This window comes from Pseudobacteroides sp. (genome assembly GCF_036567765.1).
Classification (GTDB): domain Bacteria; phylum Bacillota; class Clostridia; order Acetivibrionales; family DSM-2933; genus Pseudobacteroides.
This window is the reverse complement of the sequence record NZ_DATCTU010000094.1, coordinates 1-12,405: the sequence shown is the minus strand read 5'-3', so window position 1 is coordinate 12,405 and position 12,405 is coordinate 1. Positions and strand designations below refer to the sequence as shown.

The following is a 12,405-nucleotide window of genomic DNA, read 5'->3' as shown; positions in this document are numbered from 1 at the left end:
TACCGAATGGTTAAGAAATAATTAAGGATCAGAGAGGCTATTTAGTCCAGCTTGTATTGTGCCAATATTTTAGAAGCCATATACTCAGAAACGTTAAAGCTCTGCCAGCCACTTGTTCTTTCTAGTGTCTGTTTTTTGTTTAAAAAGACCTGTTTGATTTGTGCACCATAATTCCTGTGGTTAATATATTTTTCCAGATATTTTACCGAGTTAAAGGATAAATTGTTAAAATAGACCACATCCAAAGTCTTGCCACTTGTAACCCTGTCAATATTTTTGGATGCTATTATTTTATCCACGTTTATAAAATTGATTGCCATGTAGCAAAAAAGCCCAATAACAATATAATATTTTAAGAGCAGCAGCTTATCATTCCACACCTTAAAAGCTGTAACCGCAAGAAGAATGAATATAAACACCATAAAGCTGTGGGTAAATACCCTAAGGTAGGTGTAGCCGTACGTATCCTCGTAAAGCCACATCCTGTAATGTGCCGAATACAGCATAATAAGGGTGCATAATATTAGGAAAGTATTTAGTAACTTGACCATAAAATACTGCTTTTTATCGGTATCTCTTGTGAAATTGATATTTAAAAGCAATATACTGAAATTTATGAGTGAGACAGCAACAAGTTCAAAAAAACCTCTTCTTGCATATTCGGAGAATGAGAAATCAAGGGGTTTTACGCCGCCTAGCAAATAGGTGGATTGGATCATAACAAACACCGCGTAAATAAGATTTACACAAAACAGTATAGTTAAAACTATAACTGGGTCCCATACTTTGAATCGATCGTTATTCTTTTTTTCATCGATTGATTGTTCAGGCGTTTTTTGTTGCTAAGGCTCCAAATATAGCTAAAGGATGCAAGCGATATAATAGCTATGAATATAATACGGGGGAATGTATCCTCCAGGCTCAAGCCTGCAAAAATATTGGGAATATTACCAATATAATGTTTAAAAACTTTGTCGGCAGATGCTAACAGTGTGAGGACAATGAGAACTAAAGGTAATGATATGCCCAACCCTGCCAGTATTTTAAAAATATTTTTATTCCTTTGTGTGTTGAAAAAAGATATTTTGCCTATAATTGCAAAAGGTTTTCCCATATGCTGAAATACTTTAATAAACATACCCTCCAATATATCTACTACGAAACTTATTGAAAACCACTTGTTTTTATTGCAGCCTGATAAAATTAAAGTTTGAGAGATAATTAGAATAGGTATGGCAAGAAAGTTTAAAACCTTGAAAACATTATTGGAGTATATGGCATAGGTTGATGAAAGTCCTATTATAGGAGCACTTAAAAGCCACCCGAAATCAAGCTTGAATTTTAATAAATCTTTTGATCTCCAAATAAATACTGCATAAAAAACCAGAATAAAAATCGGGTAGGATATACCAAAGTGTTTTTTGAATAAGAGTATGTCTCCTGCAAGGCCTAAACCCATACTGCAAAGCAGAAGCAGAACTGCTTCCTTGGTTATTGGCACTTGATCTTTGTTGGAATTGGGATTTTCCTCCCAGTTGATACCTGCTTCCATAAAATCACTCCTTTATTCATATTAAATGTGTTTATAATTACTATTCCAATTTATTAATCCTCATCGGGAATATATTCAAGAATATCTGCAGGTTGGCAGTTCAAAGCCTTACAAATGGCTTTAAGTGTTGAGAACCTTATTGCTTTGGCTTTATTATTCTTAAGTATCGAAAGGTTTGCAAGTGTGATATCAATTTTTGATGCAAGCTCAGTTAAGCCTATTTTACGTTTAGCCATAATTACATCCAGGTTTACGACAATAGCCATTTATTTGCCTCCATATCTATATTGTCAGATCATTTTCCTCTTTTACAATTACTGCCTGTCTGAATACCTCGGAGAGAATGGTGCAAAACAGCCTGGCTATTATAAACATCATTGTAATTATAATGGTCAAAAAGGAATTGTAAAAAATAATCTTTGCTATGTAACATGCTGATATTGTATAGCACATTATAGATATAATCCTGAGGCTTTTAACATTCCCCATTATAAATGGATTTTTTTGATTGAGGGCTTTAAAAATACGCTTCATCTCAAGCAGTATAAACAGGCACATTATTCCTGTTATGTACAGCAGAACCATAGCAAAAGTAAAGTCCTCTCCATGGAAAATATAAGTTCTGAAGGCCCTTTCTGTCTAAAATTGCCATTATAATACCTCCTGCATTATATTTTGCTGAATTATCTTTATATTAAGCATTATAAAACAAATATAGACGCTAATCAATAAAAATTTATTGAAAAACAATAAAAAGTTGCTGATAATCGTGTTTGAGCCCTTTCATTTCATCGTGTAATGGTTTTGTAACTATTTTTAACCAATTGTTAAATTGTTTTTGCCTCGAAAGGTATATTTTTAAATTATAGGTAATTTTGTTTGTGGTGTGGGGGAACAAAAATGATTTATAAATATACTGCAGAAGGTTTAGGAGCCAGCTTAAACCAAAAATATTATTGCTCTTTGGAAGTTTACCCAAGGAAAAGGAAAATAAAAATTAAAACCATTATACTGTTTTCCAGTATAATTGCGAATATTGTGTTTATTATACTAAGATTTTATGATGTCAATGCTATAAATATGAATAAAACAGATAAAAGCATTATAGCTAATGATGAATACAAAAACCAGTACCACTCCGACCATTTAAAACTAAGCTTTATGTATAAGTACAGTATGGCTGCAGAGTACGGAAAGTCAGCTATTAAAGAAATGGGTAGTCAGGCTGGTGTACAAAATGTGTATAAGGCTGCAAACCAGGACAATAAATCATTAAAAAAAGATGAAAAGGTTGCCTATTTGACATTTGATGACGGTCCAACGTATAAAATAACGCCCCAGGTTTTAAAAATATTAGATGGATTTGACATAAAAGCAACCTTTTTTGTACTTGGGGAAATGTGCTCTTTAAATCCCGGGATTTTAAGGGATGTGCAAGCAGCAGGGCATTTGATTTCAAATCACACTTATTCCCATGACTATGACAAAATTTATAAAAGTCCCAATACTTTTATAAGCGAGTTGGTCAAATGTGAGGAGACAATAGCATCAGTACTGGGAAATCAATGGAATGCCAATAAAATCATAAGGTTCCCAGGCGGGTCTTTTGATAAAAAACTAGCTCCGATCAAGGAAGAAATAAAAAAGAAAGGTTATATCAGCTATGACTGGAATGCTTTAAACGGTGATGCGGAAGGCATAAAGGTACCTGCTAAGAAGCTGGTTAACAATATTGTAAAGTCGATAGAGGGTAAGGACAGCATAATTGTACTTATGCATGACAGCTCGGGAAAGGAAACAACTGTTGAGTCTCTTCCTCAAATTATCTCCATTCTAAAGGAAAAGGGATTTGTATTTAAGACGTTGGACCAGTATGACAAATAAGTAAAGCTGCTTGATTTTTGAAAAAAGGTATATTTTGAATTTGACTTTCTGACGATATTCATTCGAGGATACATAATTTAACTATGTATCCTAAACTTTTCATAAAAAGGAGAAAGAATATGAGAAATCTTAGTAAAATTATTTCTTGTTTGCTTGTATTGTCTTTTGTTTTTGTATTCCTGCCTATTAATATGTCCGTAGGTTATGCAGCATCAACGGGTAAACTTGTAGCACACTACAAGTTTGACGGTGATTTCAAGGACTACTCAGGCAACGGTAATGATGGTACTACTGCAGGAGGGGCTATACCGTTTGTTGATGGAAAAGTAGGAAAGGCAGCAAAATTTAACGGCTCTACCTACATAGAAGTACCTGACAGTGATTCTCTTGACTTAGACAAATCATTTACCTTCTCTGCATGGATATATAAAGGCACGTATAACCAAGACGAAAATGCCCCGATACTTCAAAAATTAGGGGATGAATCAATAAATGACAGCACACCATATTCCCTTCTTGATAACCGATACTATCCTTATATGAAGCTTACTGATAGTGACGCCGCCGAGGGCTCTTACTGGTGTGACAGTAAAAAAGTTGATATACAGAGGTGGACCCTTCTTACTGCGACTTGGAACGGGAATACTATAAAGTATTATATTGATGGTGTTCTATCGGATTCTGAAGTTTTTAGAAGCACTCTGCCTTATTCAGGATCCAATCTCATTATAGGGGCATTTATAAGCACGAATGGCTCACAATACCTCAATGGAGTTATAGATGACCTTAGGATTTATGATTATGCACTTGCAGATAATGATATCAAAGCATTATTCGATGCAGCAAAAGGCAATAACCCTGTGGTATCGGATAATCCAGCCATATCAGGTAATAAAAAGAATATGCTTGTAGCACACTACAAATTTGATGAAGACTATAAGGACTATTCAGGATGCAACAACAATGGTACAGTTGTTGGGGGAAGCATTCCGTTTGTTGATGCAAAGGCGGGAAAAGGAGCCAAATTTGATGGTGCAACCTACATAGAAGTTGAAGATAGTGACTACCTTGACCTGGATACAGGGTTTACGCTCTCATTGTGGTTATATAAGGATGCTTACGATTCTGATGAATTGGCTCCTATCCTTAAAAAATTGGGGGATGAATCAATAAACGATAATGCACCATATTCATTGCTTGACCATGGCTACTATCCCTACATGAAGCTAACAAGCTGGTCGGAAATAACTGAAAATAGTTATTGGTGTGATAGCCAAAAAGTAGATATCCAGAAATGGACATACCTTTCCTCAACATGGAATGGAAATACTGTCAAGTATTATATAAACGGTGCTCTTGTAGATAGTGAAACATTTAAAGATACTCTTCCTCATTCAAGCATGAAACTCAACATAGGTGCTGATATAAGCTCTAGTGGAAGTAAATACTTTAAAGGTATTATGGATGATTTGAGAATATACAACTACGCACTTGGAGACTCAGAAATCAAGACGCTTTATAATTCAACAAATGGCACTGCAACAACTACTCCTGCTTCTGATCAAACTTCCACATCCCAAGACAATGTAAATGGTATCAGCCTCAAAGTAGCAGAAGTATCAAATGGGTTTGTAGATATAGTCTGGACAGTACCTTCAAGCTTAACAACAGGTCTTACAGGATATTATGTCTATAGAGGATCAGAACCAGGTAAGCAAGACTTTACTACGCCAACCCTTGATTTTCCTCTTACTGAAGCCAGGTATGTTGATACCAAGATAGAAAAAGACAAAACCTATTACTATGTTGTTAAAGCGGTTTATGAGAAAGGCAAGGAATCACAGCCCTCAAACGAAGTATCTGCGACCACATCAGGCCAAAATGTTTTGGCACTTCAGGTAGGGAATCCAAACATAATAGTTAATAGTGTAACAAAACAGATTGACTCCACCGGAACATGCCCTCTCGTAGTGGATGGAAGAACTTTAGTTCCTATAAGGGCAATAGTTGAACCTATGGGTGGAACTGCAAGCTGGGATGGAAACGAAAAGAAAATTACCATAAACGTAAAAGATACTAAAATTGAGCTATGGGTAGATAAGACTAATGCCAAAGTAAACGGTGTAGTTAAAGCACTTGATATTGGTCCTCAGATAATCAAAGGCAGAACAATGCTGCCTTTAAGGTTTATAATCCAAAATATTCCTGGCTGTAAGGTAAACTGGTATGGACCTACAAAGTCTGTTACAATACAGTATTAATCCTGTATACCAATTATAGTTGCTGACTATATAGGTATCATCTAAAACAACTTCAATTTCTTTCAGTTTATTGGTTACATTGAGTTAAACGCAGCAAATGGTGCTGAAATTTAGTACCATTTGCTGCGTTTTGATTTTATGTATGCAAGATTATTTAGATCTGCATCAACAGCCGGCAGAACTTGCTTTAGTGTTTCCCGTACAGCTATATGGTATCAGATGAGGCGTACCTGTAACAGGGTTTTTCATAACTATTGCTTTTACACCATAAACCGAGTAAACAATATCTTCTTTTATAATATCATGGGGAAGGCCTTCCTTAAATATTTTTCCCTTATCCATCAGTATAAGCTTGTCGCAGAACTGTGCGGCCATGTTGAGATCGTGGAGACTTAGTATAACCGAGACCTTTTTGTCCATAGACAGCCTTTTCAATATATCAAGAATTTCAATCTGGTGGTGTATGTCCAGCTGGGATACAGGTTCGTCCAGAAGCATGATATTGGTCTTTTGGGCTAGGGCACGTGCAATTATTACCCTTTGTCTCTCGCCTCCGCTTATCATGTTTATATTTTTGTCCCTTAAATGCCAGGTGTTGGTCACTTTCATAGCATTTTCAGCTATGTTAATATCTGAAGTACTTTCAGATTGAAACCTTTTTATGTATGGGCTTCTCCCCATCAAAACCATATCCATAACGGAGAATTCAAACTCCATATCTGTGCTTTGAGGCACATAGGCTATTTCCTTTGCCAGCGTATTGTTGGAAAACTGAGTAAGGTCTTTTTCATTTAGGTGAATGGAACCCTTTTCAGGCATAAGGCACCGTGCCATATTCTTTAAAAGAGTGGTTTTGCCGGAGCCATTAGGTCCTATTATTCCATATACCCCACCTTCATATATTGTAAGGCTTATATCATCAAGCACCTTATTGTGACCATAAACCCAATTAAGTTTTTCTATGGTTATAAGCTTCTTTGCACTCATCACCTAAACACCTTCTTCTTATTCTTATACAGCAGATATATAAAATATGGCGACCCTAAAATGGAAGTAACTGCTCCTACCGGAATTTCCATGGGAGCAGCAGCACTTCTCGAAATAGTATCGCAAATCACCATAAACAAAGCACCCCCAACTGCTGAAAATGGGAGCAATGATCTGTGGTCAGAGCCGGATAACAATCTGACGGCATGAGGTATGATAAGTCCTACAAAACCAATCGCACCGCTGACCGATACTGAAGCCGCCACCAATATTGAACAAATAACTATTAGTATTTTCTTAACATTCTCTACCTCAGTTCCAAGGCTTTTTGCAGTCTCCTCTCCAGTTGACATAAGATTAAGATCTCTTGAGAATACCAGTATTACAATGATACCTATTAATACCATAGGAAATAGAAACGCGATTTGATTCCAGCTTGCAGCGGAAACGCTTCCCATTACCCAGAATACTATTTTCTCCACCTGATCACGATTAAATACCATAATAACAGAGACCATCGATAACAGCATAAAGTTTATTGCAATCCCTGCCAGCAATAGTGTGGTTGAAGGAATCTTATTACCCACCCTTGCGATATTGTAAATGCAAATAATTGTCAATATAGACCCGGTAAAAGCAAACATTGTTATGAGGCCAATACCTGAAAACGTGTATTCCAGCCCTGCTACAATGGCAATTGCTGATCCAAGGGAGGCCCCGGATGATATGCCCATAACATAGGGGTCTGCCATGGGATTCTTAAACATTCCCTGAAGTGCTGCACCCACTACTGAAAGTGCCGATCCAACAAGGGCTGAGAGAATGATCCTTGGAAGCCTTAAGTTCAATACAATCATTGTATGTGCTGCATCTATATTGTGGATAGGTATATAGTTTCCAATAATGGGGATTTTAGAACACATAATCAAAACCGCATCCATAAATGATATATGTGCAGCTCCGAACGTGGCTGAAAGAACAATCGCAGCCAGCAAGCCAATAAATGACAGACATAAAATTAACTTTATAAATGGTCTCTTTTCTACATATACCATAATGTTACCTCTAGTTATGCTCCACACATGTAAATTGATTTTACTGCTTTATTAAACTTACAGTCTTGATCACTTATCAATTATATGCTTCAGGGTGTATAGCTTTGGCAAGTTGTGTAAGACCGTCTGCAAGCCTTGGACCCTGCCTGTCAAGAAGGTTATTGTCAATCTCAAGGAGTTTTCCGTTTTTAACGGCGGATAAATCCTTATAACCGCTGGTACTTTCAATTCCCTGTTTTGAATTATAATATTTTGAGCAGATAAGTATTTCAGGATTCTTCTCGACCAGTTTTTCAAGACTGTATGACCAGCCTTGCACATCGTCAGCAGCATTTTTACCTCCGGCAATTTGTATCATTTGACCAATGAAAGTATCTTTTCCTGCGGTATAATCACCCATTTTACCGTACGAAACAACATAGTAAACGCTTGGCTTAGGCTTGTCCTTAACTCTGTCAGTTACACTTTGTACCTTGGCCTTCATACCTTTTATGAGCTTATCGGCATTATCCTTTGCATTTAATACTGTACCCACATTTTCAATGGTAGAATAAACACCTTCAAAACTTTCCTGTCCATAGAAAGCAGCTACCTTTACACCCATACTTTCAAGCTTTTCGATTACTTCTTTTTTAAAGTGAGTAGAAACTATAACAAGATCAGGCTTTAACTCAACAACTTTTTCAATACTTGGGTCCTCCAAGGACCCCACTGATGCAATCTTTTTAGCATCTTCAGGATAATCGCAGTATTCAGACCGGCCTATAAGTTTGGAAGACCGGCCTAATGCATAAATCATCTCGGTAATATTGGGGGCAATGGATATTACTTTTTGTGGTTCTGCATCTATTTCTACCTGTCTTCCATATGAGTCTGTTATTGTTAATGGGTATAAAGGGGCATTTGCGAGTGTACTTGTTGGTTTTGCAGCATCATCGGAAGTCTGGGTATTACTGCATGCAACAAGCAAAAACGCCAGTATAGCTAAAGAAATTAAAGTCAGTATTCTTTTTTTCATTGCAATTTTCACTCCAATTCATTTTTAATGTCAAGGCAATAAGCATAAATAAAGTCTCTAAACCAGAGGGTTAAGAGACTTAAGGATAATTATCGTTATAATAAATAAGCATTCCTACACCTCCCTATCGCTCGTAGAGTTTTGGTGTTAATTCAAAGGCAGGTCTTCTGACTCAGGTTCATAGGATTCACGCCTTCCCGGATTTAATCCAGTGGCATTTTGCGAAACCTCACCAATCACAGCGGCGGGACCGTACAGGACTTACACCTGTTTCCCTCTTAGTCTCGAACTTATTAATATATTAAAAGTGATAAGATTATTAACATTTTTAACATAGTTAAAGAACTATCAATCTAGTGTTCAAGAACCTTTGATAACAGTATTCAATTGTTATTACAATACCACAACAAATCGGTATTGTCAAAATAAAGAAACGGGAATTTAAGGGAATAGGATAAAATGTGAAAAAACTTTTAATCATATTAAGTCAAGACATATAAAAAAACGCACTAATATTATAGTTGATTAGTGCGTTTTTTAAACTGTAAGCATTAACATTACTTAACTTTTATTACATTTAAACCAGTGTGGCTTACAAAGCTTTTAATATCCTCTTCGGTATATCTGCCTTCATCGTAGTCAACAGTAACTGTACTGGCCTCCATATCTACTCTTACTGCGTTTATACCTTCATGTGAGTGAAGTATTGTCTGTTCGATATTTCTTATGTCCTTAGGGTCATTCAAACCTGAAATTACAAATTTGTTTGCTTTCATGAAGTACATTGCCTCCTGGTTTCATAAATTTTATGGTAGTATACATAAGAAAATCACGATGGTTTTAATACTACCTTTATACAGTTATCACCTACATTTGTGACTTTTACATCTTTTATACCATCATATACTATTGCTTTCATCCGGTTCCTCCATAACTTACAAATCGGTTTTACCATTATATATGCTTTGCATGATTACTGATATTTATTCAAATTTAATTTTAGATTAAAAGTCATAAATCTTTAATGAATAATTTTTTATGTAAATGAAAAAATAAATTAAAAGTGATTATGAAAGAAGGATAAGCTATGAAAATTGAAGGATATTTCAGCAATATTAAAACAGCAAATGAAACTGTTGCAAAACTCAAGGAAGCGGGATTTAATAAAGTTGTTGTTGATATGAATGAGCATTACCGTGATGACAGGAATGTAGAGACAAACCTTCCTGGTACTGAAACTTCTGTAAGCCTATCGGGATTAGTTTTAGAGTCAGGTGCATATGGCGAAATCAGGGATAAGGCACCTTTAGTGGCAGCCAGCCCTATGGTAAGCGGGATTGGTAAATTTGAAGAGGTAGCCGATGCAAATTGTAAGGTAATTGCCGAATCAAATGAGGGACAGGAGGATAAGGCAAAGCAAATAATAAGGGACATGGGGGGCGAGTTGGAAAGCCCTAATCTTAAGAAGCCTCATTTGGAGAATGACGAAGAAATTGCAATATATAATTCACTTAATGAAACACGTAAGTTTCTTGATACCTAGGGGATAATAGCATATGCTGAACCTACCCCCCTATATCAATTTGTTCTTTACTGCAAACACTGCCAGTTGGGTTCTGTTGTCCACATTGAATTTTAAGAGCAAATCGGTTATTACGTTTCTTACCCTTCCCTCACTTAAGCAGATTTCTTCTGAGATATCTTCATTCTTTTTTCCTTCTACAATAAGCTTTAGTATATCAAGTTCATTTTGGGTTAATTTATGCAAACAAGCTTTTTGTGATTTGTTGATTTCATATCCAAGCCTAATTGAATTGTTTATTAGAGTTTCATATATATCGTGGTGAAAGATTTTAAGGCCACTCAATGTTCCTTTTACAGCAAGAATTAAGTTGAGAGATTCCATATTTTTTGATATGCAGCCATCAGCTCCAGCGTTTATAATTTCTATTATGTCAACTTCATTGCAAAAGGAGGTTAGGGTAAGTACTTTAATAGATGGGTCAAATTTCTTAATTTTTTCGGTAGCCTCAATTCCATTACAATCATCTATTACAATATCCATTAGCACCAAATCTACTTTATTGTGTTTAATTATATTAAAAGCATCATTGCCATTAGATGCAAAACCCATTACGTCTATTTCACTATCCTGCTCAAGAATCAATTTAATACCTTCTCTAACAAGCGGCTGATTCTCAGCAATTAAAATTCGATACATATTTCCATCTCCCCAATATTATTCAATTACTTATTATATACTAACAGTAATATTTTGTAAAAGAAATATGATAATATTCACTTTTTTCGGGAAAAATAGTGAGCATTTACTTAAAAAATAGTGAGCATTATCACTTATTATAAGTGTGTTGATAATTATATACTGGTATAAGTTGTGCAATTAAAATGACTCATCACCTCCTTCTTAGCAATGATCGGAAACGATTAAGGCTGGGGAGGTATTTTTTTAATACAATAAGCTACTTATAGTTCACAATTTCCTTTTATAAGGATATTGGACTCCTTTAGTAAGTCCATTTCATAGGGCTCTGCTATTGGCTCTCCTGCCTTGTCTAACAAAACCTTAACTACAGGCCTTAGGGGCATTGATAAATTTTGCCGTAAAACCAGCCCGCTTTCATTAGTGTTTAGTACTACTCCTGTGCCTGATGGGTAGGTAGCTACGTTCATTGTAAGAGTTTTAACAATAGTGTCATCGAAACTGTATCCGCTCATTTGGGATATTTGCTTAACTGCCTCATTCACCGATTTGGAGGGCTCATTCCCTTTTCCTGAAATCAAATTTACAAAGGTATTGCAAACAGAAACTAACTTTGCTATTTCATTTATATCATTACCTTTTAACTTAAGTGGATATCCAGTTCCATCGACCTTTTCATGATGCATTAAGACTGCCATTTTTGAGTGGGTACTGCAGAAATTTTCCCTCCCCAAAAAGTCATGCCCAATTTTAGGATGCATTGATTCAATATAAATATCTGAATCTTTTTTTGAATTAAACTCCAAAAGGGTTTTCTTATCGTTTTGTATTATTATTTTACCGATATCATGTAGGATTGCTCCTAAAGCAATATCCTTGAGTTTTAGCATGTTGTATCCCATGTGTATTCCTACCAAGCTTGACAATACACATACATTTACCGAGTGAGAGAATACAGAATTGCAACAAGTCCGTATTTCCGTAGCGTTTACTAGTGTATTTTTATTTGAAAACACTTCATCTATTATTGAGTTTACTGCTTTAACTATATCGCTGTTATCAGATGTACCGATTTTACTATACTTTTCCATTGTCTCCTTAAGAGCATATTTACCCATCTGACGTATATTCTCTGATACTGCCTCATCTATAACAACTTCTTTTGAAATCTCATCATCTATATAAACTGATTGGATACCTAAGCTAATAAGTTTATCAATAGAGAACTGACTCAATTTAGTGCCTGCATTTAGCAAAATTCTTCCGGTATTGTCAAATACCTGCTTGCCGATCTTTTCATCTCCTTTTAGATTGGAAATATTAACGACCCTCATAGACTAACCTCCAAGAGCAAAAATTATTATTGTAAATATACTATCGGTGCATAAATGAAAACTATTTAGCTGAATAAAAATTATAATAGATAT

At 35.6% G+C, this 12,405-nt stretch carries 13 protein-coding genes and 1 riboswitch; of the genes, 3 read left to right on the top strand and 10 right to left on the bottom strand.

Annotated elements, in window-relative coordinates:
* Positions 1 to 41: 41 nt before the first annotated feature.
* The 4 genes from VIO64_RS14525 to VIO64_RS14510 are packed head-to-tail and all read right to left on the bottom strand — an operon-like array spanning position 42 to position 2,086.
* The gene (locus VIO64_RS14525; protein ID WP_331919547.1) at positions 42 to 770 is read right to left on the bottom strand and encodes a DUF4173 domain-containing protein; all 729 of its coding nucleotides are present in this window, start codon (positions 768 to 770) and stop codon (positions 42 to 44) included.
* A complete protein-coding gene (locus tag VIO64_RS14520; RefSeq protein ID WP_331919471.1) occupies positions 767 to 1,552 on the bottom strand; it encodes a DUF4153 domain-containing protein in 786 nt (261 codons plus the stop codon). Before VIO64_RS14520 ends, VIO64_RS14525 begins: the two co-directional genes overlap by 4 nt.
* A 53-nt stretch (positions 1,553 to 1,605) precedes the next feature.
* Positions 1,606 to 1,818 (bottom strand): helix-turn-helix transcriptional regulator, encoded by a 213-nt coding sequence (locus tag VIO64_RS14515; protein WP_331919469.1) that lies wholly within the window; start codon positions 1,816 to 1,818, stop codon positions 1,606 to 1,608.
* Positions 1,819 to 1,834: 16 nt separating this feature from the next.
* On the bottom strand, positions 1,835 to 2,086 hold the full coding sequence (locus VIO64_RS14510) for a DUF2975 domain-containing protein (RefSeq protein ID WP_331919545.1): 252 nt from the start codon (positions 2,084 to 2,086) through the stop codon (positions 1,835 to 1,837).
* Between the two features lie 366 nt (positions 2,087 to 2,452).
* Between VIO64_RS14510 and VIO64_RS14505 the strand changes: the two genes are divergently transcribed.
* Both VIO64_RS14505 and VIO64_RS14500 read left to right on the top strand, forming a co-directional pair.
* Positions 2,453 to 3,436: a polysaccharide deacetylase family protein gene (locus VIO64_RS14505; RefSeq protein ID WP_331919467.1), complete on the top strand. Its 984-nt coding sequence runs from the start codon at positions 2,453 to 2,455 to the stop codon at positions 3,434 to 3,436.
* 119 nt (positions 3,437 to 3,555) lie between these two features.
* Positions 3,556 to 5,697, top strand: coding sequence for a LamG-like jellyroll fold domain-containing protein (locus tag VIO64_RS14500; protein ID WP_331919465.1), 2,142 nt, complete (start codon positions 3,556 to 3,558; stop codon positions 5,695 to 5,697).
* A 165-nt stretch (positions 5,698 to 5,862) separates the two neighbouring features.
* Here the strand turns inward: VIO64_RS14500 and VIO64_RS14495 are convergent, their stop codons facing one another.
* From VIO64_RS14495 to VIO64_RS14480, 4 genes are all read right to left on the bottom strand, one after another.
* On the bottom strand, positions 5,863 to 6,684 hold the full coding sequence (locus VIO64_RS14495) for an ABC transporter ATP-binding protein (RefSeq protein ID WP_331919463.1): 822 nt from the start codon (positions 6,682 to 6,684) through the stop codon (positions 5,863 to 5,865).
* Entirely contained in the window at positions 6,684 to 7,739 is a 1,056-nt protein-coding gene (locus VIO64_RS14490) for a FecCD family ABC transporter permease (RefSeq protein WP_331919461.1), read from the bottom strand. Before VIO64_RS14490 ends, VIO64_RS14495 begins: the two co-directional genes overlap by 1 nt.
* A gap of 76 nt (positions 7,740 to 7,815) precedes the next feature.
* A complete protein-coding gene (locus VIO64_RS14485; protein WP_331919459.1) occupies positions 7,816 to 8,757 on the bottom strand; it encodes an ABC transporter substrate-binding protein in 942 nt (313 codons plus the stop codon).
* 140 nt (positions 8,758 to 8,897) lie between these two features.
* Positions 8,898 to 9,066: riboswitch (cobalamin riboswitch) on the bottom strand.
* Between the two features lie 248 nt (positions 9,067 to 9,314).
* Positions 9,315 to 9,533 carry a heavy-metal-associated domain-containing protein gene (locus VIO64_RS14480; RefSeq protein ID WP_331919457.1) on the bottom strand — a complete coding sequence of 73 codons (219 nt, stop codon included), beginning with the start codon at positions 9,531 to 9,533 and terminating at the stop codon, positions 9,315 to 9,317.
* Between the two features lie 311 nt (positions 9,534 to 9,844).
* Between VIO64_RS14480 and VIO64_RS14475 the strand changes: the two genes are divergently transcribed.
* Complete coding sequence (locus tag VIO64_RS14475; protein WP_331919455.1) at positions 9,845 to 10,300, top strand: hypothetical protein; 456 nt, start codon at positions 9,845 to 9,847, stop codon at positions 10,298 to 10,300.
* Positions 10,301 to 10,330: 30 nt separating this feature from the next.
* Here the strand turns inward: VIO64_RS14475 and VIO64_RS14470 are convergent, their stop codons facing one another.
* Positions 10,331 to 10,978 (bottom strand): response regulator transcription factor, encoded by a 648-nt coding sequence (locus VIO64_RS14470; protein ID WP_331919453.1) that lies wholly within the window; start codon positions 10,976 to 10,978, stop codon positions 10,331 to 10,333.
* 263 nt (positions 10,979 to 11,241) lie between these two features.
* Complete coding sequence (locus tag VIO64_RS14465) at positions 11,242 to 12,312, bottom strand: HD-GYP domain-containing protein (protein WP_331919451.1); 1,071 nt, start codon at positions 12,310 to 12,312, stop codon at positions 11,242 to 11,244.
* Positions 12,313 to 12,405 lie beyond the last annotated feature (93 nt).

Bases quoted from the DNA above. Each gene is read 5' to 3' on its own strand.
- VIO64_RS14470 (WP_331919453.1), bottom strand. From the start codon at position 10,978: ATGTATCGAATTTTAATTGCTGAGAATCAGCCGCTTGTTAGAGAAGGT.
- VIO64_RS14485 (WP_331919459.1), bottom strand. From the start codon at position 8,757: ATGAAAAAAAGAATACTGACTTTAATTTCTTTAGCTATACTGGCGTTT.
- VIO64_RS14520 (WP_331919471.1), bottom strand. From the start codon at position 1,552: ATGGAAGCAGGTATCAACTGGGAGGAAAATCCCAATTCCAACAAAGAT.
- VIO64_RS14505 (WP_331919467.1), top strand. From the start codon at position 2,453: ATGATTTATAAATATACTGCAGAAGGTTTAGGAGCCAGCTTAAACCAA.
- VIO64_RS14480 (WP_331919457.1), bottom strand. From the start codon at position 9,533: ATGAAAGCAAACAAATTTGTAATTTCAGGTTTGAATGACCCTAAGGAC.
- VIO64_RS14465 (WP_331919451.1), bottom strand. From the start codon at position 12,312: ATGAGGGTCGTTAATATTTCCAATCTAAAAGGAGATGAAAAGATCGGC.
- VIO64_RS14490 (WP_331919461.1), bottom strand. From the start codon at position 7,739: ATGGTATATGTAGAAAAGAGACCATTTATAAAGTTAATTTTATGTCTG.
- VIO64_RS14515 (WP_331919469.1), bottom strand. From the start codon at position 1,818: ATGGCTATTGTCGTAAACCTGGATGTAATTATGGCTAAACGTAAAATA.
- VIO64_RS14510 (WP_331919545.1), bottom strand. From the start codon at position 2,086: ATGAAGCGTATTTTTAAAGCCCTCAATCAAAAAAATCCATTTATAATG.
- VIO64_RS14495 (WP_331919463.1), bottom strand. From the start codon at position 6,684: ATGAGTGCAAAGAAGCTTATAACCATAGAAAAACTTAATTGGGTTTAT.
- VIO64_RS14500 (WP_331919465.1), top strand. From the start codon at position 3,556: ATGAGAAATCTTAGTAAAATTATTTCTTGTTTGCTTGTATTGTCTTTT.
- VIO64_RS14475 (WP_331919455.1), top strand. From the start codon at position 9,845: ATGAAAATTGAAGGATATTTCAGCAATATTAAAACAGCAAATGAAACT.